The organism is Nitrospirillum guaranorum (assembly GCF_034653275.1).
Classification (GTDB): Bacteria; Pseudomonadota; Alphaproteobacteria; order Azospirillales; family Azospirillaceae; genus Nitrospirillum.
In genome coordinates, this window is sequence record NZ_JAYEES010000001.1 from 1,467,999 (window position 1) to 1,492,342 (window position 24,344).

At 68.7% G+C, this 24,344-nt stretch carries 6 protein-coding genes; all 6 read right to left on the minus strand.

All coding sequences use genetic code 11. The annotated features are described in order from the left end of the window. Positions 1–8: 8 nt before the first annotated feature. Entirely contained in the window at positions 9–2,288 is a 2,280-nt protein-coding gene (locus UAJ10_RS05860; protein WP_322914415.1) for a TonB-dependent receptor, read from the minus strand. A gap of 357 nt (positions 2,289–2,645) precedes the next feature. After that, the gene (locus UAJ10_RS05865) at positions 2,646–3,392 is read right to left on the minus strand and encodes a glycosyltransferase family 9 protein (protein ID WP_322914416.1); all 747 of its coding nucleotides are present in this window, start codon (positions 3,390–3,392) and stop codon (positions 2,646–2,648) included. Further along, positions 3,323–4,486 (minus strand): tetratricopeptide repeat protein, encoded by a 1,164-nt coding sequence (locus UAJ10_RS05870; protein WP_322914417.1) that lies wholly within the window; start codon positions 4,484–4,486, stop codon positions 3,323–3,325. The genes UAJ10_RS05865 and UAJ10_RS05870 overlap by 70 nt, the downstream gene beginning before the upstream one ends. Beyond that, positions 4,470–21,398 (minus strand): beta strand repeat-containing protein, encoded by a 16,929-nt coding sequence (locus tag UAJ10_RS05875; protein ID WP_322914418.1) that lies wholly within the window; start codon positions 21,396–21,398, stop codon positions 4,470–4,472. Before UAJ10_RS05875 ends, UAJ10_RS05870 begins: the two co-directional genes overlap by 17 nt. A 35-nt stretch (positions 21,399–21,433) precedes the next feature. Continuing rightward, positions 21,434–22,312, minus strand: coding sequence for a filamentous hemagglutinin N-terminal domain-containing protein (locus UAJ10_RS05880; protein ID WP_322914419.1), 879 nt, complete (start codon positions 22,310–22,312; stop codon positions 21,434–21,436). An 8-nt stretch (positions 22,313–22,320) separates the two neighbouring features. Continuing rightward, positions 22,321–23,970, minus strand: a complete 1,650-nt coding sequence (locus UAJ10_RS05885) for a ShlB/FhaC/HecB family hemolysin secretion/activation protein (RefSeq protein ID WP_322914420.1) — start codon at positions 23,968–23,970, stop codon at positions 22,321–22,323. Positions 23,971–24,344: the final 374 nt, after the last annotated feature.

The following is a 24,344-nucleotide window of genomic DNA, read 5'->3' on the forward strand; positions in this document are numbered from 1 at the left end:
CGTCGTCCTCACAGGTCGGCCGCCAGCCGCAGGCCGAACGTCAGCGGCCGCACGATGGCGTAGCGGCTGTAGACGAAGGCTTCCGGATGCACGTAGGTGATGGCCCGGCTGTTGGTGAGGTTTTCGCCGTAGAGGGTGGCCGTGACCTTGCCGAACGTGGCGCCCGTCTGCAGGTTCAGCAAGGTATAGCTGTCGGTGTGGTCATAGAGCGCGCTGGGCTTGCCCAGCGCGCCGGGGGTGTTGGGAAAGCCGACGGGGAACGACCCGACGTGCTGCACCTGGAACCCGCTGAACCCGGGGATGTTGCCGAACAGGGTGTAGCCGTAGGTGCCGAAGAACGATCCCTGCAGATGGGGCGAGGCCAGGCTGGCCCCGTTCACGGCGCCGGAAATCTGCGCCTCCTGCGCGGAAAGCCCCGTCACCTTGGCGTCGTTCAGCGCGGCGTTCAGGCCCAGGACCAGCCCGCGCACCGGTTCCAGCGTCACCTCGGCCTCGAGCCCCTTGCTTTCCGCGCCGCCGATGTTGGTGGCGAACTGCACGGAGTCGGAGACGCGGTTGGCCTGGACCTGCAGGTTCTGCCAGTCGATGTAATAGGCCGCCAGGTTGGCGGTCAGCCGTCCATCCCACCAGCGGCCCTTCAATCCGATTTCATAGTTGGTGAGGTCGTCCGAACTCGCCCCCGTCGGAATGACCAGATCGTTGGGATTGACCGTGCTGACACTGCCGGCGCGGGCATTGTACACGGGCGTGCGGTAGCCGGTCGACACGGTGGCGTAGAGCGTCAAGTCATGCGATGGCTCATAGGTCAAGCTCGCTTTCCAAGATGCCTTCTCGGCGGCGGGATAGTCGGTGCTGGACGCCGGTGTCGGCGTCAGGGCCAGCGGCGCCCGGATGCCGCCCAAGGCGTAGGCGAAGTAAAGCGAGTTGAACCCCGGGGCGACATCGACCGTCGTGGCGTATTTGCCGTAGCGCAGGCCGCCGATCGCCGAGAGCGTATCGGTGATGTGGTAGGTCAACTCACCGAAGCCCGCCAATTCATAGGAACTGGAGTTGCTGACATTGGAGTAGAAGGTGCCGTCGGCGGGCAGGCCGGTGATGCCGTGTGTGCCGAGGTAGGCCGGGGTCGACGCCTCACGCGCGGCCAGGTACTGGTCGCGATGCAGATAGTAGGTACCCACCGTCCAGTCGAACCGGCCGCCCTTTTCCGAAACCAACCGCGTTTCCTGGACCACGGTTTTCCAAATGCCGTGGTCGAAAAGGTTGAAAGGCAGGGCCAGGGCGAACGTGCCGGCCAAGTCCACGTCGAACAGCCCGTCCTGGTAGCCGTAGCTGGTCGAGCTGGTCAGATGCGCCCAATCGAACTGATAGTCGATGGTGGCGTTGTAGAGCTGCGACTTCGACGTATAAAGGTCGGGCATGGTGGTGTAGCGCTTGCGATCGCCCAGCGAGGGTGTCACCAGCGACGCGTCCTCAGGATGGCTGTCCTCGTAGAGGCCCATCAGCCGGACGCTGAGGCGATCCGTCGGTTTCCACAGGATGATCCCCCGCCCGCCCCAATCCTTCAGGGTGTTGGAGTTCTTGACGCCCGTGCCGACGTTGTCGACGTAACCATCCTCGTGCCGGTAGAAGCCGACGACGCGCACCCCCAGCTTGTCATCCACCAACGGCACGTTGACCATGCCGTTGTAGCGCTGGCGGACGGCGCCGGCGTCCGGGGTATAGCCCGTGTCGGTCAGGACGGAAGCGTCCACCCGGTTCAGGTCGGGGCTTTTGGTCAGGATGCGGAGCGCGCCGGACAGCGAGCCCGATCCGAACAGCGTGCCCTGCGGCCCGCGCAGGAACTCCACGCGTTCCACGTCGAACAGGCTGGGGTCCAGCGTCACGGAGTTGCCGATGGTGGTCAGCGGCAGATCGTCGAGATAGACGGTGGTGGTGCTCTGCAGGCCGGCCTCGTAACCGTTCACGGAAATGCCGCGGGTGGTGACGCTGAGATTGTTGTCGCTGCGGTGATCCAGCACGACGCCGGGCGTCTCCCGCGCGATGCCCTCCACCCCGACGATGCCCTTCTGGGTCAACTCGTCCTGCGAGAAGGCCGTGATGCTGATCGGCACGTCCTGCAGGCGTTCGGCGCGACGGGTCGCCGTCACCACGATTTCCTCAAGCCCGGTGGAGTTGTCGCGCTTCTGGTCCGAATCCTGTGCGGCCGGCACCGGCACGGTCTGCGCGACGGCAGTCGATGCGCCGGCAAGCAGCGCCATCAGCGACGCCGCGTACGCTAAGCGGTTCATGTGTCCCTCCCTGTTGCGGCCGCGTCTTGGTGACGCGTTGTCGCGAACGGAGGAACCTTCTCATATCCACCGCGGAAGGACAATACTGACTGACGAGTAAGTCAGTATTTATTGCTGCGGCGTTCTACCGTCGCAGCCGGCGCCAGGCGTGATGCCGGCGCCAGGCTTCCCCTGTCCGCTTAAAACCGACGTGATGTCAATTAACCTTGTCACCAGTGGGCCGTCTCAGCGCGGCCGATCAGGTGAGACCCGCCTGGCGTGACGCGAGGACAGTGACGCGGAAGGCGGCATCACGCCGCCGCGCCTCGGCGCGTGGCCATCGCGTCCCGTTGAAGCGGACAAGGACAGGATGGCCCCTTACGGCTTGGCCGTGGCGGTGACAGATGCCTTCCGGTTCGCTTTGACGGGCTTCGCCCCCGGGCTCGCCTGAAGTGGCGGGGTGTCGGAGGCTGGCGCCGGGAGGTTCATCCCGTATCGCGCATGTTCCTCCTTCAAGGAGGCGATGGCGCTCAACCAGTCACCCAGGGCGGGCTGGCGGTGCACACGGTGGTTGGGATACCACGGCGATGTCGTGTCGCCGATGCCCCACCGCCAGTCAACGGAATGCGCGAGCAACAGCGAGACCGGCTTGCCCATGGAACCGGCCAAGTGGCCCACACCGGTATCGACCGCGACCACATGGTCAAGATTGGCGATGATGGCGGCGGTGTCGATGAAATCCTTCAGCTGCGAGCTGAGATCGTGCAGGCGTCCCTTGAAGGCCAGCGCATCGCTGGCGCGCGCGCCCACCTGCAGGGAAAACCATTCGGCATCGGGGATGGAATCCAGCACGGCCCCCAGGTGCGCCAGGGGCAAGGACCGGCGCGCATCCTCCGAATGCTGCGGCCGGCCGGCCCATACCACGCCGATACGGCGCTTGCCGCTGGGCGGGGGCAGCAGGTCACGACCGCGCGCCACCTGATCCTCCGGCAGGGTCAGCCAGCCGGGCATCAAGGGCAGATCCGGCACACGCAGCGACAGCATGTGCGGCAGGCTCAGGAGCGGAATGTGGAAATCGAAGGTCTCATCGATCCCGAACCGGTGCGGGTTATCGGGCCGCGACACGACACGGATGCCAAGCCGGGCCATGGCGATACCCAGGATCCCCACCAGGGGGAGGACACCTCCAGCACCACCTCCGCCGGGGCATGGCGGTCCATCAGGATGCGCGCCAGGGGGGCGAATTGCAGGATGTCGCCGAAGCCCTGCTCCCCCCAAACGTAGATGCGTTTGCCCGCCAGCTCTTCCCCGCGCCACTGCGACGCGGCCAGGATGCGGCGCGGCTCGGGAAACTGGTCCCACACCCAGCGCCACTCATAGTCCGCCCAGCCCGTGGCGAAGTCGCCGCGCGCCAGGCAGGCCAGGGAGTGGTTCCAGCGGGCCAGCGCGTTGCCGGGGGCCAGCTTCAGCGCCACGTCCAACGCCATCACGGTGGCGTCGATGAAGCCAGCAGTGCGCAGGGCCTTGTCCAGGGTCTGAAGGACTTCCTCCAGCCGTTCCAGCCGGCCGTCGGGCATTCCCTCCGGCAGGGTGGCTAGCGCCGCCGTCAGTTCCGGCAGACGGTCGCTGATTTCATCGACCAGCTGTTTGCCCAGATCCCGCGCCTCCGGCAGCACCCGGCCAAAGAGGATGACGCCCACGATCAGCGGCACCACCGCCTCGCGCGATTGCCCCATCCAGGCCAATCCCGTGCCCATGTTGACCCAGGCGGAATAGTTCAAGGGCGACAGCGCCAGGATGCGGCGGTAGAGAGGCAGGGCATCCGGGTGCTGACCACGGGTCTGCAGCATCACCGCCAGGTTCAGCATGGCGGCGGCGGCGCGCGGCAGATCCCCCATGCGCTCGAACACGGTGCCCAGCGAGCAGTAGTAAAGAGGCTCGCCGGGTTCGATCTTCAAGGCGTGTTCGAACAGGCCGGCGGCCCTCAAATTGTCTCCCTCATACGCGGCCATGACGCCCAGCTGGTGCAAACTGGGCGCCGTCAACTCCGGACGCTCGGTCAGCTGCAGGAAGACCTGCCGGGCCTCGGCCGTCCGCCCCGACGACTGCAATTGCAGGCCCTGCGCGAAGGCGGGGACGCGACGCCCGATCTCCCTCAACACGTCGCCGCTGCGTTCGACCACCGGGATGGAAAAGTCGCCGCTATTGTTTCCGCTCATCCTGCTTCGTGCCTTGAATGGGGGCTGAGGTCATTTGTAGCTGATTATAGACACCGCCTTCGGTACCGGCGGAAGAAACCGCGTACGTCTGCGCCACCGCCTGGCTGCCGCCGCTACTTCCACCGCTCTCCCCGCCGCGCGACGAGGTGTTGGAGGAGACGGCGGTGCCGGACGATGACGTGGAGGCGCTGTCATTGGACGAGGTTGTGCTCGTCCCGGATGTGCTAGAGGGCGTGCTTGAGGACGTTCCCGACGTGCTCTGCGCTGTGGTGGTCGTGCTGGTCGACGTGCTGGCCGCGGACGGTGTCGCCGCCGTGGTGGTCGCAACGCTGGTGCTGGTCAGCGACGCCGTGCTTCCCAAACTGGAGGTGGTGGCCACGACCGACGTGACCGCCGCAAGGCTGGCGGTCGGCACCACGGCCGAGACCACCTGACGCTGCAAGGTGCTGGTGGTCAGCGCGGCGGACGCCGCGACGCTCAGCACCCCGGTCTGGTAGCGGATGTCATAGTTGCTGAGCCCCGTGCCCACGGCAGCACTGGGGGTGACGGTATAGGTGCCGGGGGCCGCCGATGCCGCGGCGCCCGGGCTGTTCAACGTCACCTGCGTCACGCTATCGCTATTCAGCAATCCGCTGATGCCATAGCCCGCCAAAATCAGCTCCAAGCCCGCCGTCTTGGTCGCGTCGTTGGCCGTGATGGTCAGGCTGGCCGGGTTCACCGTCAGCGTCCCGGCGGCGTAGCTCACCGAGTAATTGCTGAGCCCGGTGCCGGTCGCCCCGCTGGCGGTGATGCCGTAGCTGCCCACCGACACCGCCGTGCCGCTGCCGGAACTGGCCAGCGTCACGCCGCTGATGCTGTCGCCGTTCACCAGGCCGGAGCTGGTGTACCCGGTGAGGCTGGCGCTGGTGCCATAGGTCTTGGTGGCGCCGCTGGCCGTGATGGTCAGCGCCGCCGGGTTCACCGTCAGCGTCCCGGCGGCGTAGCTCACCGAGTAGTTGCTGAGGCCGGTGCCCGTCGCCCCGCTGGCGGTGATGCCGTAGCTGCCCACCGACACCGCCGTGCCGCTGCCGGAACTGGCCAGGGTCACCGCGCTGACGCTGTCGCCGTTCACCAGGCCGCTGCTGCTGTACCCCGTCAGGCTGGCGCTGGTGCCGTAGGTCTTGGTCGCGCCGCTCGCCGTGATCGTCAACGCCGCCGGGTTCACCGTCAGCGTCCCGGCGGCGTAGCTCACCGAGTAATTGCTAAGCCCTGTCCCGGTGGCGCCACTGGCGGTGATGCTGTAGCTGCCCACCGAGGCGGCCGTACCGCTGCCCGTGCTGGCCAGGGTCACGCCGCTGATGCTGTCGCCATTCACCAGCCCGCTGCTGCTGTAGCCCGTCAGGCTGGCGCTGGTGCCGTAGGTCTTGGTCGCGCCGCTCGCCGTGATGGTCAGGCTGGCCGGGTTCACCGTCAGCGTGCCGGCGGCATAGCTCACCGAGTAATTGCTGAGGCCCGTGCCCGTCGCCCCGCTGGCGGTGATGCCGTAGCTGCCCACCGACACCGCCGTGCCGCTGCCGGAGCTGGCCAGCGTCACCGCGCTGATGCTGTCGCCGTTCACCAGGCCGGAACTGCTGTACCCCGTCAGGCTGGCGCTGGTCCCGTAGGTCTTGGTGGCGCCGCTCGCCGTGATCGTCAGCGCCGCCGGGTTCACCGTCAGCGTGCCGGCGGCATAGCTCACCGAGTAATTGCTGAGCCCTGTGCCCGTGGCGCCACTGGCCACAACGCTGTAGCTGCCCACCGAGGCGGCGGTGCCGCTGCCCGTGCTAGCCAAGGTCACCGCGCTGATGCTGTCGCCGTTCACCAGGCCGGAGCTGCTGTACCCCGTCAGGCTGGCGCTGGTCCCGTAGGTCTTGGTGGCGCCGCTGGCCGTGATGGTCAAGCTGGCCGGGTTCACCGTCAGCGTACCGGCGGCGTAGGTCACCGAGTAATTGCTGAGGCTGGTGCCGGTCGCCCCGCTCGCGGTGATGCTGTAGCTGCCCACCGACGCCGCCGTGCCGCTGCCAGAACTGGCCAGGGTCACCGCGCTGACGCTGTCGCCGTTCACCAGGCCGCTGCTGCTGTACCCCGTCAAGCTGGCGCTGGTGCCATAGGTCTTAGTGGCCCCGCTGGCCGTGATGGTCAGCGACGCCGGGTTCACCGTCAGCGTGCCATCGGCGTAGCTCACCGAGTAGTTGCTGAGGCCCGTGCCGGTCGCGCCACTGGCGGTGATGCCGTAGCTGCCCACCGACACCGCCGTGCCGCTGCCGGAACTGGCCAGGGTCACCGCGCTGATGCTGTCGCCGTTCACCAGGCCGCTGCTGCTGTAGCCCGTCAGGCTGGCGCTGGTGCCATAGGTCTTGGTCACCCCGCTCGCCGTGATCGTCAGCGCCGCCGGGTTCACCGTCAGCGTGCCGTCGGCGTAGCTCACCGAGTAGTTGCTGAGCCCCGTCCCGGTCGCGCCGCTCGCGGTGATGGTGTAACTGCCCACCGATACCGCCGTGCCGCTGCCGCTGCTGGCCAGGGTCACGCCGCTGATGCTGTCGCCGTTCACCAGGCCGGAACTGCTGTAGCCCGTCAAGCTGGCGCTGGTGCCGTAGGTCTTGGTGGCCCCACTCGCCGTGATGGTCAGCGCCGCCGGGTTCACCGTCAGCGTCCCATCGGCGTAGCTCACCGAGTAGTTGCTGAGGCCCGTCCCGGTCGCGCCGCTCGCGGTGATGGTGTAACTGCCCACCGATACCGCCGTGCCGCTGCCGCTGCTGGCCAGGGTCACGCCGCTGATGCTGTCGCCATTCACCAGGCCGGAACTGCTGTAGCCCGTCAAGCTGGCGCTGGTGCCGTAGGTCTTGGTGGCCCCACTCGCCGTGATGGTCAGCGCCGCCGGGTTCACCGTCAGCGTGCCGGCGGCATAGCTCACCGAGTAATTGCTGAGCCCTGTGCCCGTCGCCCCGCTCGCGGTGATGCTGTAGCTGCCCACCGACACCGCCGTGCCGCTGCCGGAACTGGCCAAGGTCACCGCGCTGATGCTGTCGCCGTTCACCAGGCCGCTGCTGCTGTAACCCGTCAGGCTGGCGCTGGTGCCATAGGTCTTGGTCGCCCCGCTGGCCGTGATGGTCAGCGCCGCCGGGTTCACCGTCAGCGTGCCGGCGGCGTAGCTCACCGAGTAGTTGCTGAGGCCCGTCCCGGTCGCGCCGCTCGCGGTGATGCCGTAGTTGCCCACCGACGCCGCCGTGCCGCTGCCCGTGCTAGCCAAGGTCACCGCGCTGATGCTGTCGCCGTTCACCAGGCCGGAACTGCTGTACCCCGTCAGGCTGGCGCTGGTGCCATAGGTCTTGGTCGCCCCGCTGGCCGTGATGGTCAGCGCCGCCGGGTTCACCGTCAGCGTGCCGGCGGCGTAGCTCACCGAGTAGTTGCTGAGGCCCGTCCCGGTCGCGCCGCTCGCGGTGATGCCGTAGTTGCCCACCGACGCCGCCGTGCCGCTGCCCGTGCTAGCCAAGGTCACCGCGCTGATGCTGTCGCCGTTCACCAGGCCGGAACTGCTGTACCCCGTCAGGCTGGCGCTGGTGCCATAGGTCTTGGTGGCCCCGCTGGCCGTGATCGTCAGGCTGGCCGGGTTCACCGTCAGCGTGCCGTCGGCGTAGCTCACCGAGTAGTTGCTGAGCCCCGTGCCCGTGGCGCCGCTGGCCACAACGCTGTAGCTGCCCACCGAGGCGGCCGTGCCGCTGCCGGTGCTGGCCAGGGTCACCGCGCTGATGCTGTCGCCATTCACCAAGCCGCTGCTGCTGTAACCCGTCAGGCTGGCGCTGGTGCCATAGGTCTTGGTCGCCCCGCTGGCCGTGATGGTCAGCGCCGCCGGGTTCACCGTCAGCGTGCCGGCGGCGTAGCTCACCGAGTAATTGCTGAGGCCGGTGCCGGTCGCACCGCTCGCGGTGATGCTGTAGCTGCCGACCGAGGCGGCGGTGCCGCTGCCGGAACTGGCCAGGGTCACGCCGCTGATGCTGTCGCCGTTCACCAGGCCGCTGCTGCTGTACCCCGTCAGGCTGGCGCTGGTGCCATAGGTCTTGGTCGCCCCGCTGGCCGTGATGGTCAGCGCCGCCGGGTTCACCGTCAGCGTCCCGGCGGCGTAGCTCACCGAGTAGTTGCTGAGGCCGGTGCCGGTGGCACCACTGGCGGTGATGCCATAGCTGCCCACCGACGCCGCCGTGCCGCTGCCGGAGCTGGCCAAGGTCACCGCGCCGATGCTGTCGCCATTCACCAGCCCGCTGCTGCTGTACCCCGTCAGGCTGGCGCTGGTGCCATAGGTCTTGGTCGCACCGCTGGCCGTGATGGTCAGCGCCGCCGGGTTCACCGTCAGCGTGCCGGCGGCGTAGCTCACCGAGTAATTGCTGAGCCCCGTCCCGGTCGCGCCGCTCGCGGTGATGCTGTAGCTGCCCACCGATACCGCCGTGCCGCTGCCGCTGCTGGCCAGGGTCACGCCGCTGATGCTGTCGCCGTTCACCAGGCCGCTGCTGCTGTACCCCGTCAGGCTGGCGCTGGTGCCATAGGTCTTGGTCACCCCGCTCGCCGTGATCGTCAGCGACGCCGGGTTCACCGTCAGCGTGCCGTCGGCGTAGCTCACCGAGTAATTGCTGAGCCCCGTCCCGGTCGCGCCGCTCGCGGTGATGCTGTAGCTGCCCACCGATACCGCCGTGCCGCTGCCGCTGCTGGCCAGGGTCACGCCGCTGATGCTGTCGCCGTTCACCAGGCCGCTGCTGCTGTAGCCCGTCAGGCTGGCGCTGGTGCCATAGGTCTTGGTCACCCCGCTCGCCGTGATCGTCAGCGCCGCCGGGTTCACCGTCAGCGTGCCGTCGGCGTAGCTCACCGAGTAGTTGCTGAGCCCCGTCCCGGTCGCGCCGCTCGCGGTGATGGTGTAACTGCCCACCGATACCGCCGTGCCACTGCCCGTGCTGGCCAAGGTCACCGCGCTGATGCTGTCGCCGTTCACCAGGCCGGAACTGCTGTACCCCGTCAGGCTGGCGCTGGTCCCGTAGGTCTTGGTGGCGCCGCTCGCCGTGATGGTCAGCGCCGCCGGATTCACCGTCAGCGTCCCATCGGCGTAGCTCACCGAGTAATTGCTGAGCCCTGTCCCCGTCGCCCCGCTGGCCACAACGCTGTAGCTGCCGACCGAGGCGGCCGTGCCGCTGCCCGAGCTGGCCAGCGTCACCGCGCTGATGCTGTCGCCGTTCACCAGGCCGGAACTGCTGTACCCCGTCAGGCTGGCGCTGGTGCCATAGGTCTTGGTGGCCCCACTCGCCGTGATGGTCAGCGACGCCGGGTTCACCGTCAGCGTCCCATCGGCGTAGCTCACCGAGTAGTTGCTGAGGCCCGTCCCGGTCGCGCCGCTGGCCACAACGCTGTAGCTGCCGACCGAGGCGGCCGTGCCGCTGCCGCTGCTGGCCAGGGTCACCGCGCTGATGCTGTCGCCGTTCACCAGGCCGCTGCTGCTGTACCCCGTCAGGCTGGCGCTGGTGCCATAGGTCTTGGTCGCCCCGCTGGCCGTGATGGTCAGCGCCGCCGGGTTCACCGTCAGCGTCCCGGCGGCGTAGCTCACCGAGTAGTTGCTGAGGCCGGTGCCGGTCGCCCCGCTCGCGGTGATGCTGTAGCTGCCCACCGACGCCGCCGTGCCGCTGCCCGTGCTGGCCAGGGTCACGCCGCTGATGCTGTCGCCGTTCACCAGGCCGCTGCTGCTGTAGCCCGTCAGGCTGGCGCTGGTGCCATAGGTCTTGGTGGCGCCGCTGGCCGTGATCGTCAGCGACGCCGGGTTCACCGTCAGCGTCCCATCGGCGTAGCTCACCGAGTAATTGCTGAGCCCTGTCCCCGTCGCCCCGCTGGCCACAACGCTGTAGCTGCCGACCGAGGCGGCCGTGCCGCTGCCCGAGCTGGCCAGCGTCACCGCGCTGACGCTGTCGCCATTCACCAGGCCGCTGCTGCTGTAGCCCGTCAGGCTGGCGCTGGTGCCATAGGTCTTGGTGGCGCCGCTGGCCGTGATCGTCAGCGCCGCCGGGTTCACCGTCAGCGTCCCATCGGCGTAGCTCACCGAGTAGTTGCTGAGCCCCGTGCCCGTCGCCCCACTGGCGGTGATGCTGTAGCTGCCCACCGACACCGCCGTGCCGCTGCCCGAGCTGGCCAGGGTCACCGCGCTGACGCTGTCGCCGTTGACCAGGCCGCTGCTGCTGTACCCCGTCAGGCTGGCGCTGGTGCCATAGGTCTTGGTCGCCCCGCTGGCCGTGATCGTCAGCGCCGCCGGGTTCACCGTCAGCGTCCCGTCGGCGTAGCTCACCGAGTAATTGCTGAGCCCCGTGCCGGTGGCGCCACTGGCGGTGATGCTGTAGCTGCCCACCGACACCGCCGTGCCGCTGCCAGAGCTGGCCAGGGTCACGGCGCCGATGCTGTCGCCGTTCACCAGGCCGCTGCTGCTGTACCCCGTCAGGCTGGCGCTGGTGCCATAGGTCTTGGTCGCCCCGCTGGCCGTGATCGTCAGCGCCGCCGGGTTCACCGTCAGCGTCCCGTCGGCGTAGCTCACCGAGTAATTGCTGAGCCCTGTCCCCGTCGCCCCGCTGGCCACAACGCTGTAGCTGCCGACCGAGGCGGCCGTGCCGCTGCCCGAGCTGGCCAGCGTCACCGCGCTGATGCTGTCGCCGTTCACCAGGCCGCTGCTGCTGTACCCCGTCAGGCTGGCGCTGGTGCCATAGGTCTTGGTCGCCCCGCTGGCCGTGATGGTCAGCGCCGCCGGGTTCACCGTCAGCGTCCCGGCGGCGTAGCTCACCGAGTAGTTGCTGAGGCCGGTGCCCGTCGCCCCGCTGGCGGTGATGCCGTAGCTGCCCACCGACACCGCCGTGCCGCTGCCGGAGCTGGCCAGCGTCACCGCGCTGACGCTGTCGCCATTCACCAGGCCACTGCTGCTGTAGCCCGTCAGGCTGGCGCTGGTGCCGTAGGTCTTGCTCGCCCCGCTGGCCGTGATGGTCAGCGCCGCCGGGGTCACCGTCAGCGTGCCGGCGGCGTAGCTCACCGAGTAGTTGCTGAGCCCCGTGCCCGTCGCCCCACTGGCGGTGATGCTGTAGCTGCCCACCGACACCGCCGTGCCGCTGCCGCTGCTGGCCAACGTCACGGCGCCGATGGTGTCGCCGTTCACCAGGCCGCTGCTGCTGTACCCCGTCAGGCTGGCGCTGGTGCCATAGGTCTTGGTCGCCCCGCTGGCCGTGATCGTCAGCGCCGCCGGGTTCACCGTCAGCGTGCCGTCGGCGTAGCTCACCGAGTAATTGCTGAGCCCCGTGCCGGTGGCGCCACTGGCGGTGATGCCGTAGCTGCCAACAGAGACGGCGGTGCCACTGCCGGAGCTGGCCAGCGTCACGCCGCTGATGCTGTCGCCATTCACCAGCCCGCTGCTGCTGTACCCCGTCAAGCTGGCGCTGGTGCCATAGGTCTTGCTCGCGCCGCTCGCCGTGATCGTCAGCGCCGCCGGGTTCACCGTCAGCGTGCCGTCGGCGTAGCTCACCGAGTAATTGCTGAGCCCCGTGCCGGTGGCGCCACTGGCGGTGATGCCGTAGCTGCCAACAGAGACGGCGGTGCCACTGCCGGAGCTGGCCAGCGTCACGCCGCTGATGCTGTCGCCATTCACCAGCCCGCTGCTGCTGTACCCCGTCAAGCTGGCGCTGGTGCCATAGGTCTTGCTCGCGCCGCTGGCCGTGATCGTCAGGCTGGCCGGGTTCACCGTCAGCGTGCCATCGGCATAGCTCACCGAGTAATTGCTGAGGCCCGTGCCGGTGGCGCCACTGGCCACAACGCTGTAGCTGCCCACCGAGGCGGCCGTGCCGCTGCCGGAACTGGCCAGCGTCACGGCGCTGACGCTGTCGCCATTCACCAGGCCGCTGCTGCTGTACCCCGTCAGGCTGGCGCTGGCGCCATAGGTCTTGGTGGCCCCGCTCGCCGTGATGGTCAGCGCCGCCGGGTTCACCGTCAGCGTCCCGGCGGCATAGCTCACCGAGTAGTTGCTGAGGCCCGTGCCGGTGGCGCCACTGGCCACAACGCTGTAGCTGCCCACTGAAGCGGCGGTGCCGCTGCCGGAACTGGCCAGCGTCACCGCGCTGATGCTGTCGCCATTCACCAGACCGCTGCTGCTGTACCCCGTCAGGCTGGCGCTGGTGCCGTAGGTCTTGCTCGCACCGCTGGCCGTGATGGTCAGCGCCGCCGGGTTCACCGTCAGCGTGCCAGCGGCGTAGCTCACCGAGTAGTTGCTGAGCCCCGTGCCCGTCGCCCCGCTGGCCACAACGCTGTAGCTGCCGACCGAGGCGGCGGTGCCGCTGCCGGAACTGGCCAGGGTCACGCCCGTGACACTGTCGCCATTCACCAGGCCGCTGCTGCTGTACCCCGTCAGGCTGGCGCTGGTCCCGTAGGTCTTGGTCGCCCCACTCGCCGTGATGGTCAGCGCCGCCGGGTTCACCGTCAGCGTCCCGTCGGCATAGCTCACCGAGTAATTACTGAGGCCCGTGCCGGTGGCGCCACTGGCGGTGATGCTGTAGCTGCCCACCGACACCGCCGTGCCAGAGCCGCTGGACGCCAAGGTCACCGCGCTGATGCTGTCGCCGTTCACCAGCCCGCTGCTGCTGTACCCCGTCAAGCTGGCGCTGGTGCCGTAGGTCTTGCTCGCACCGCTCGCCGTGATGGTCAGCGCCGCCGGGGTCACCGTCAGCGTGCCGTCAGCGTAGCTCACCGAGTAGTTGCTGAGTCCCGTCCCCATGGCGCCACTGGCCACAACGCTGTAGCTGCCCACCGAGGCCGCTGTGCCGCTACCGGAACTGGCCAGGGTCACCGCGCTGACGCTGTCGCCGTTGACCAGCCCGCTGCTGCTGTACCCCGTCAGGCTGGCGCTGGTGCCATAGGTCTTGCTCGCCCCGCTGGCTGTGATCGTCAGCGCCGCCGGGTTCACCGTCAGCGTGCCGGCAGCGTAGCTCACCGAGTAATTGCTGAGGCCGGTGCCGGTCGCGCCGCTCGCGGTGATGCCGTAGCTGCCCACCGACACCGCCGTGCCGCTGCCGGAACTGGCCAGGGTCACCGCGCTGATGCTGTCGCCATTCACCAGGCCGGAACTGCTGTAGCCCGTCAGGCTGGCGCTGGTGCCATAGGTCTTGGTGGCCCCGCTGGCCGTGATGGTCAGCGCCGCCGGGTTCACCGTCAGCGTCCCATCGGCGTAGCTCACCGAGTAGTTGCTGAGCCCCGTCCCCGTCGCGCCGCTGGCGGTGATGCCGTAGCTGCCCACCGACACCGCCGTGCCGCTGCCGGAACTGGCCAGGGTCACCGCGCTGACGCTGTCGCCATTCACCAGGCCGGAACTGCTGTACCCCGTCAGGCTGGCGCTGGTGCCATAGGTCTTGGTGGCCCCGCTCGCCGTGATGGTCAGCGCCGCCGGGTTCACCGTCAGCGTGCCGGCGGCATAGCTCACCGAGTAATTGCTGAGCCCCGTCCCGGTCGCCCCACTCGCGGTGATGCTGTAGCTGCCCACCGAGGCGGCCGTGCCGCTGCCAGAACTGGCCAGGGTCACGGCGCTGATGCTGTCGCCGTTCACCAGGCCAGAGCTGCTGTAGCCCGTCAGGCTGGCGCTGGTGCCATAGGTCTTGGTCGCACCGCTGGCCGTGATCGTCAGCGCCGCCGGGTTCACCGTCAGCGTCCCGTCGGCGTAGCTCACCGAGTAATTACTGAGGCCCGTGCCGGTCGCGCCACTGGCGGTGATGCTGTAGCTGCCCACCGAAGCGGCCGTGCCGCTGCCGGAACTGGCCAGTGTCACCGCGCTGATGCTGTCGCCGTTCACCAGCCCGCTGCTGCTGTACCCCGTCAAGCTGGCGCTGGTGCCGTAGGTCTTGCTCGCACCGCTCGCCGTGATGGTCAGCGCCGCCGGGGTCACCGTCAGCGTGCCGTCAGCATAGCTCACCGAGTAGTTGCTGAGCCCCGTCCCGGTCGCGCCGCTCGCGGTGATGCTGTAGCTGCCCACCGACGCCGCCGTGCCGCTGCCGGAGCTGGCCAGGGTCACGGCGCTGATGCTGTCGCCGTTCACCAGGCCACTGCTGCTGTAGCCCGTCAGGCTGGCGCTGGTGCCGTAGGTCTTGGTGGCCCCGCTGGCCGTGATGGTCAGCGGTGCGGGGGTGATGGAATAGTTGCCCGTGTAGGCAAGCTGATAAACGCCGGAACCGGTGTAAGTAGCGCCACCGGTGGTGATGAGGCCGTAGGAGCCCACCGTCGTGCCGGTGACGAGCGACGTCCAGGACATGCCAGAGCTGGACAGGCCACTGCCGATGCTTCTGCCCTGTTGGTCATAGACGCTGACGACGGAGCCGGTTCCCGTGGTGCCGCCATAGACACTGCTGCCCGAGCCCGTGACGATGAGGTACGGCAGGGCCCGCAGGACGGGATAGGGGGCGCCGTCCAGCCAATCCGTCGTGCTGAACACGGACTGGGCCAGGGGGCCGTCGGTCCGCCAGGCGGTGGTGGCCAATCCGGTGGCGCCCGCGACCGTGCCGTCACCGATGCCCACGGTCATCCCCGATGTGGTCGTGTCCCAATAGCTGGTGCTGACCGACGCCTGATTGGAGCCGATGAACGCGCCCACGGAAACCGAGGCGCTGTCGGCCGTCACGCTGCCGGTGGAATAACTGCCGGCGACGATGCCCTGGTTGGTCCCGACCAGACCGCCGATGTCGGAGCCGCTGCTGACCGACACGGCGGCCATGGAATAGCTGTTGGTGATGGTCCCGCTGTTCTGGCCGACCAGCCCGCCGATATTGACCGCCGCGGTGCCCACCGTGATCGCGCCGGTGGCGAAGGTCGCGGATATCAGGCCGACGTTGATGCCCACCAGGCCACCGACCTGCTGGGCCGCATCGGCGGCTTGGATGGTGATGGCGGCACCGCTGCCCGCCATCGTGCCACCATGGTAGCCGACGAAGCCGCCGACATAGGTGCCGCCAGCGGTGACGATGATGGTGCCATTGGCATAGACGCTGGTGATGGTCCCAACGCTTTGGCCGGCCACGATGCCGATGTCGCTGTTGGCCGCGACGGTGACATGGGCGTTCAACAGGCTGAGACCGCGCAGGGTTCCGCTGTTGTTGCTGATCAGGCCGAGGTTGTTGGCCACCGTGTTGTTGATGGTCAAGCCGCTGATGCTGCGCCCCAGACCGTCCAACACGCCCGTGAACAAGGTGGGGCTGTTGTTGACGCCGGCGGTGTTGAAGCCCAGGGGCACGAAACCAGTCGCCGCCCACAAGCCACCGGCCTGCGTCAGCTCGCTCATGGTCACGTTGGCGCCCAGGACATAACTGGCCGACATGGCCAGGCTGATCAGCTGCAACTCATGCGCGTTGCCGACGACCGTGCTGTATTCCATGCGCAGCATCGGCCGCGTGTAGCCGCTGACCATGTACCAGGTGCCGGTCAGGTCGAGGTTGGAATAGCTGGCCGAGGCATAGCTGGACGCGCCGCTGACCGTGGCGGCGGAGAAGGTGCCCGTGCCGCCGCCATATCCGACGGTCTGGCCGCTGCTGCCACTGTCCCAGTAGGCGCCGGCCACCCGGCCGTCGTTGCCGCCCAGCAGCGCGCCGACGGTTCCGGCCCCGGCACCCGCCGTCACCAGGCCGCTGGCGTAAACGGTGGAGATGACGCCGCTGTTGTAGCCGGCAAGCCCGCCGACGCTGCCGGCATTGGCTCCGGCGGTGACGTCCGCCGTGGCATAGGCCACGCTGATGGCGCCCGTGTTGCCGCCGACCAGGCCGCCCACATACTGGGCGCCGCTGCCGGCCGTCACGCTGCCGGTGGCATAGGCGCTGAGGATGGTGCCGGCGTTGCTGCCGGCCAGAAGCGCCACGGTGCCGCCGCCGCCGACCACCGTGCCGTTGTAGACGCCCACGCTGCGCACCACGCCGGTGGAGCCGACGGCGCTGAACAGGGCCACGTTGCTGGCCGCGGCATTGGTCATGACCAGGTTGTTGACGGCATGCCCCTGGCCGTTCAGCGTGCCCGTGAAGGTGCCGGGGCTGACGTTGTTGCCGCTGGTGCTGAAACCGATGGGCAGGAAGCCGGTGGCCGTCGCCCACAGGCCGGAGGCGCTGGCCGCCTCGCTGACGTCGATATCCCGGCCCAGGGTGAAGGACGCCGTCAGGTTCAGGTTCACCAGCTGCAGCTGGTGGGCGTTGACGATGGTGGTGCTGTACTCCGCCCGCAGGAAGGGGCGGGTATAGCCATCGACCATGTACCAGACGCTGGCGAAGTCGAAGGCCGAATAGCTGGCGCTGAGATAGGCGGAGGAGCCGCTGATGCCGGTGACCGCGGCGCTGCCGCTGTTGGAACCATAGCCCGCGGTCAGGCCGGTGGTGGCCGTATCCCAGTAGCCGGCCAGCGTGCCTGTGTTCTGGCCGACCAGGCCGCCGACCGCGGTGGTGCCTGAACTGACGGTGACGCCGCCCGTGGCATAGACCCCGGTGACGGTGCCGGTGTTGGCGCCCGCCAGGCCGCCAACGGCCGTGCCGGCGCTGCCCACCAGGACGCCGCCGATGGCATAGGCGGCGGTGACCAAGCCGGCATTGACGCCGACGAGGCCACCTATGTCGAGCGCGCCCGCGCCGGCCACGACCGTCGCGGCGCCATAGCTGGCGCTGACCACGCCGGTCGCGGCGACGCTGCCCGCCAGGCCGCCGACATACTGCGCGGCACTGCCGACGGTGACGGCCCCCCCGCCATAGCTGGCGGTGACCAATCCCGCCTCATAGCCCACCAGGCCGCCGATAGATTGGGCGCCGCTGCCCACCTGGATGAGGCCCACGGCGTCGCTGGCGCTGATGGTACCGGCGTCATAGCCGACGGCGCCGCCGACCGACTGGGCGCCGTCGCCAAGGGTCACCACGTTCAGGGCGTGGCTGTTGGCGATGGTGGCCGTGTTGTAGCCGGCGATGCCGCCCACGCTTTGCGCGGCCACGGCGGAGATGCTGCCGGAGGAATAGCTGGCGGTGATGAGCCCGGCGTTCACGCCGGCGATGCCGCCCAGCCGCTGCGCGCCGGAGGCGGCGAGCACGGTGCCGCCGGCCTGCACGCCGCTGATGGTGCCGCTGTTGCTGCCGGCCACCAGGCCGACGCCGCTGACGGCGCCGACGCTGACCCGGGCGCTGGTCAAGGTCAGGTTGGCCACCGTGCCGCCGGTCCCGATGCTGCTGAACAGCCCGATGCTATCGCTGCTGGCGTTGACGATGGTCAGGCCGTTGATGCTGTACCCCTGGCCGTTCAGGGTGCCGGTGAAGGCGGTGGGGTTGGCGTTGTTGCTGGCGGAGGTGATGCCGATGGGGGCGAAGCCGGTGGCGGTGTTCCACAGGCCGGCCGTGACCGCCAGCTCCGTCATCGTGATGTTGGCGCCCAGGGTGTAGCTGGCCGTCGGGTTGGCCCCGATCAGTTCCAGCTGGTGGGCGTTGATGATGGTGGCCCGGCTTTCCGCCCGCAGGAAGGGACGGGTGTAGCCGTCGACCATGTACCAGGTGGAGGCGAAGTCGAAGGCGCTGTAGGTCGCGGTGGAATAGTCGGCGGCGCCGCTGAAGCCGGTGGCGGAGAAGGTGCCGGCGGCACTGGTCCCATAGCCATTGGCCTGGTTGGTGCCGGCGGTGTCCCAATAGCTGGCGATCACCGTGCCGCTGGTCATCTTGCCGACCAGGCCGCCCACGCTAATGCCGGCTGGGGCGGACACCGTGCCGCTGGCCCAGGCCTGGGTTACGATGGAGATGACCGAGCCGCTGATGACATTCTCACCGACCAGACCGCCGACGCCGCTGGCCGCGACGGTCGCGCGCACGCCGCCGGTGGCATAGGCGCCGCTGATCAGGCCACCGTTGTTGCGGCCCACCAGCCCGCCGATGTCGGTGGCCGACGATCCCGTCAGGACCGTTCCGCTGGCGTAGCTGCCCAGCACCGATGACGCGGTAACGTTAAACGCGTCCGCCGACCCGACCAGCCCACCGACGTAGGAGGCCAGCCGGCCCACGGAAACGTTGCCGGTGGCATAGCTGGCGGTGACGACGCCGTTTTGCATCAGGCCGACCAGCCCGCCGACATACAACGCGGAGGTAATGCTGGCCGTCGCCGTACCCACGGAAACGTTGCCGGTGGCGTAGCTGGCGGCGACCAGGGCGGAGGCGGCACCGGAGGTGGGCTGGGCGAGCAGCCCGACCAGGCCGCCGATATACTGGTTGCCGGTGCCGGTGGCGCTGATCGTGCCGGTGGCGTAACTGCCGCTGATGGTGCCGGAGTTGGAGCCGACCAGCCCGCCGATCCTTTGCGTGGCACTGCCCAGCAGCAGGTTGCCCTGGGCGTAGCTGTTGAGGACGGTGCCGGCGGTGAGAAGGCCGACCAGGCCGCCGACATACTGCACGCCGCTGTTGCCAGTGCTGATGCCGCCGGTGGCGTAGGAATTCAGCACGGTCAACGCCGTGGAATCGCCGACCAGCCCGCCAATGCGCTGGTTGGTGGCGTTGAGGCTGATGCCGCCGGTGGTGTAACTGGCGCTGATATAGGCGGCCGTGTTGGCGATGCCCGCCAGGCCGCCGACCGCCGTCACCGCCGTGCCGTTCAGGATGCTGACGCCGGTGTAGCTGTTCAGGACGCTGCCGCCCGCCATATAGCCGATCAGCCCGCCCACGTTCGACACCTTGGTGGCCGCGATCGACCCGGTGGCGTAGCTGTTGGATATGGTGCCGGAGCTTTTTCCGGCCAGGATGCCCCAGCCGCTGATGGCCGTGGTGGTGACGCCGGTGCTCATGACGGCGCCCACCAGCCCCAGGTTGGAAACCGAGCCGGCGGGCCCGATGCTGGAGAACAAGCCGACGAAGTTGTACCCGCTGGGCCGCAGGTTCAGGTTGCTGATGGTGTAGCCCTGGCCATCCAGGGAGCCGGTGAACACCGTGGGGGACGCGTTGAAGCTGACCGTCGTCAGGCCGATGGGCGTAAAGCCGGTGGTGGACCATAGGCCCCCCTGCGTCGCGGCACCGCTCATGTCGATGTTGGCGCCCAGGGCGTAGTTGGCCGTCGGGTCCAGGCTGATCATCTGCAGCTGGTGGCCATTGACGATGGTGGTGGTGTGTTCGCTACGCAGGAAAGGCCGGGTGCGGCCGTCGATCGCATACCAGTCGTTGCTGAAGTCGAACCCGGCATAGGTGCCGATGGTCAGGGTGTTGGCGCCGATGGCCGTGGCGGTCGCCGTGCCGGTATCGCTGCCGAATGCCACGGACAGGCCGCTGGTGGCCGTGTCCCAGAAGGACACCGTCACCGAGCCGGTGTTGGACCCGATGAAGCCGCCAATGTTGGTGGTGGCCGCACCCGCGGTGATGGACCCGGTGGCATAGGCGGCACTGATGGTGCCGGCGTTGTAGCCGGCCAAGCCGCCGATGCTGTCCGACGCCGTGCCGACCGAGATGGGGGCGGTGGCGTACACGGCGCTGACCGTGTTGGCGGTGTCGCCATAGCCCACCAAGCCACCGACATACTGCACGCCGTTGCCAGCAGAAATGGTTTCGTTCGCGTAGCTTTGGGTGATCAGGGCATCGCCATAGCCCACCAGGCCGCCGACCTGGTTGCCGCCGTTGCCGACGGTCAGGCTGCTGTCGGCATAGCTGGCGGTCACGATACCGCCGCCCACCCAGCCGGCCAGGCCGCCCACCGCCGTGGCGGCGGATCCGGCCGTGACCGCGCCGGTGACGTAGCTGGCGTCGATGACGCCCGCCGTTTGGGCGCCCACCAGCCCGCCCACCTTGGACACGCCGCTGCCGACGGAGACCGCCACGGCGGAGGAAGAGGCGGTGACGGTGCCGCTGTTGGTGCCGATGAGGCCGCCCACCGCGCTGCCGCCGTCACCGGCGGTCACGGTGCCTGTGGCGGCGACATTGCGCACCGTGCCCTGGTTCTGGCCGGCCAGCAGGCCGAAGTCGGCGCCCGTGCCGCCGAACAGCTTGCCACCGGACAGCGTCAGGTTCTGCACCAGGCCGCCACCGCCGATGGCGCTCAACAGGCCCAGATTGCCCGCGCCGCCGCCGGCGGCATTGACGCTCAGCCCGGTGATGGTGTGGCCCAGTCCCTCCAGCGTGCCGGTGAAGGCGGTGGGCGAGGCATTGTTGCCGGCCGCGCTGTAGCCGATGGGCGTCCAGGTCCCGGTCAGCGCCAGGTCGCTGCTCAGCGCGTAGTTGCCGCTGCCGGTGATGGCGGCCAGGGCCGCCGCCGAGGTCACCAGGGTGTAGGCCGTGCTGTTGATCGTCAGGCTGGTCGTCAGCGAAACCGGGGCGGTCACCCGGAACAGGCCGCCGCTGCCGCCGTCGTTGGTTTTGACCACCAGGCTGGTGCCGGACAGCGCGGCATTGATGGACACGCCGTGATAGGCGTCCAGGGTCAGGCTGTTGGCCGAGGACCAGGTGATGCCGGCATTGACGACGATGTCGCCCAGGCCGGCCGCGTTGGTGCCGCCACCGGCGGTCACGCCGGTGTAGCCGACGCTGGTGTTGGTGGTTTGCAGCGTGACGCTGCCGCTGGCCAGCGCCGTCTGGATGGCGGCGGCATAGGTGGTGTTCACCGTCAGGTCGACGGGGTCCAGCAGCCAGGTGCCACCCTTGCCCTTGGGCGACCCGGTATCCACCGTCACCCCGTCGAAGGCCAGCTTGTGCCCCGAGGTCTCGATGGCGCCACCGTCGCCCCACAGCGCCCCGCCCCGCGCCAGCAGCACACCGTGCACGGCGGTGTCCTGGCTGTTGACCGTGACCGATCCGCCCTTGCCCCCCTCCGTCGCCGACGCGTCGACGCGGCTGGCGGCGTCCATGGTGACGGACGCCGTGTCCGCCGTGCCCACCGCGACCGCGCCGCCGCCGATGGCGCCCTTGGCGCTCAGCGTCGCCCCCTGCAGGGTGATGGGCCCGTTGGCGTCCAGGACCAGCTTTCCCCCTCGCGGGTGAGGGAATCGGCCTCGATGACGCCGGTGGCCTTGATGACGCCGCCCGCGACGATGTTCAGCGCCTGGGCCGTCAGGTACACAGCACCGCCCGGGGCCCGGATGATGCCGCCGGCATCGATCTGCGCCTGGACCGTGGCGGGATCGACCTTCATGGGCGCGCCGCCGTCCGGCGTCAGCGTCACGGTCTCACCCGCGGCCAACACTACCGACCCCAGCTGCGCCTGGATCAGGCCCTGGTTGCGGATCTGCGCCGCCAGCAGGACCACCGAGCCGTTATGGGCGGTGATGGTGCCGCCGTTGACCACCGAGCCGGTGGCCGATCCCCGGTTGAAGACCAGCCGGCCCTTTTTGAAATCCTCATCCGCGATGTCCATGGTCGACGCGACCAGGCCGCCCACGTCCACCGTGGCGCCGCCGCCGAAGACCACGCCGCCGGGATTGACCAGGATGACCGTGCCGGGCGCCTTGATCGCGCCCTCGATCAGGGAGGGGTCGCCGCCGCGCACGCGGTTCAGCGTCATGGCCGAACTGTTGGGCTGCTGGAAATTCACCGTGGCGCCGGCGCCCACGTTGAACTGCTGCCAGCTGATGATGGCCTTGTCCGTCGATTGGGTGACGGTCATCACCGGACCGGCGGAACTGATGCCCGCCGTGCCGGACTGGACCTGCCCACCCGTGGGTAGCGTGCCCGGTGCCGGTGTGCCGGCCATGGCCGGCATGGTCAGCGCCTGCATCACCGACAGCACGGCGGTGCATCCCAGCAGCCTGGCGCGCAGGGGGAAACGGAGCGGAAGCGCGGAGCGGCTGGCCATTATTCCCCCTAGACCGATAACACCACTTGCATCCAGGCCCGCAGTTCGCGCCGCCGGCCATCCAGGTCCAGGTCCTGGGCGGTACGCCCGGAGTCCGAACCGATACGATGGGCGACGGTGGCCTTCATCTGCACGTTGCTGGCCGGCGTCCACTGGACGCTGGCGCCAACCCCCTGTAGGAAATAGTGGTTGTGCGGCGACCCCACGCCTTCCCAGCCACCCCAAGTTTCCTTGTGCTGCTCCACCCAGCCGCCGTCCCAGAAGGCGGAAAAGCGGACGGTGGTGGACACCTGTTGCCCCACCTCAAGGTTCAACATGGCGCCCTGGTCGCCGCCGCCCTGGTTCAAGGGATAGGCCCGCACGCCGGTGGGGCCGCCCAGGGAAAACTGTTCGGAACTGTTGAGGTTCTTGGACGCGACCTGGGCCGCCAGGGTGGCCAGCAGGTCCCCGCCCCGCCACAGGGCTTGGGCACGGCTGACCGACGCGCTGGCCTTGACATAGTGGCCCTGGGTGCGGGCGGTGGCCTGGTCGATGGCCTGGTTGGCGGCGTTGTGCGAGAGATCAACGTTGCCGGCCTTGACCTGCACGTCGAACGTGAAGGCGCCGCCGCCCTGCCAGTCGTCGCGCATCAGCCTATGGGCGGCCAGGATCACGGCGCCCAGCCGATTGGACGCCGTGACGACGTCGGCCAGCTTGTCGCTGGTCCATTTGTGCTCCAGCCCGAACGCCAGATTCACCGGTGCCGCCGAGCTGCGCAGCGCCAGCCAGCGCAATGTCAGGGCCGCCGTCTGCGCGTCGCCGGCGGGTGTGCTGGCGTTGATGTCTTCCGGCACGTCGTACTTCAGCACGGCGCCGCTGGCCTCCAGCCACAGGCCTTCATGCCAAATGGGCGCCCCGACCAGCATCTGGCCATATTTCGACGACTGGCTGGCCTGGCCGGTGAGGGCGACCTGGTCGCCGATGCCCGCCGCGTCCGTCATGGTGACGATGGCCAGGCCGCGCGTGCCGCCGATTTCGCGCGGCGCGTTGTTGTCCACCAGCGCGGTGGCTGTCAGCAGCGGCGGCTCGCGCATCTTGAGGTGGACGTCGGTCGTCCCCTCTTCCGCGCCGGCGTCCAGCACGCCCAGCGCCTGCATGCCGGGGATCAAACCCAGGTTGGACACGCCGGTGGCGACGGCGCTGGGCTGCAGCGGGTCACCCTTCGGGTTCTGGGCAAAGATGAAATCCGCCGCCTGGTCGGCATCCAGGCGGACGTCGCTGGAGGGGTCGATCAGCACCCGCCCCATGCGCGCTTCCAGCACCTGGATGGTGACGACCCCGCCTTCCAGGCTCTGGCGCGGCAGGACGGCGCGGGCCAGCAGGTCATGCTGCGCGTAGTAGCGGCCGATGCGGGCCGCCGCCTCGCGCAGGTCACCCAAGGTGCAGTCGCGCCCGACGTAGGACGTCAACTGATCCCGCAATTCCGTTTCGGGGATGAGGGTGGCGATGATGTGAAAGCCGGTGACGCGCACCGTCTCACCCGCCTTCAGGAATTCCCCGTCGGCGGCGGGGGGCGCCAAGTCGGGCAGAGGGGGAGCCTGCGGCGCGGCGCGCGGAATATTGCGCTCGACATCGCGCAATATCTGGCCGGCATCCTGAGCGTGAGACCGCTTGGCCATCGCCAAGGGAACCAGGGCAGTCGCGGCAAGCAACGTTCTCAGTATCCGCAACTTGGCACCAAAATATTATGGCTATTATCGGCTGCTACCATAATCCGCGTATCTTAAATAAACGTTTACAAGAATGATATTTCGCGAAAAATACGTGCAAAATCCACTATATGTAGGCTACCCGGCAGCGCAAGCGCCATGCCGCCCGCTATCCCTAAGGTTAGGGTAAGGCGTCGTGATCGCGATGGTTCTGCGATAAAGGCGCTCGACCGCCCAGGATGGCGGGAAAGTTATTATTAAAGTGTCGTGACTCTTGTCGAACCGACGGTCGCGCGCGACCGGGTTTTAGCGGATATCGTCAAGGTCCCGGCGGCAAAGGCGCA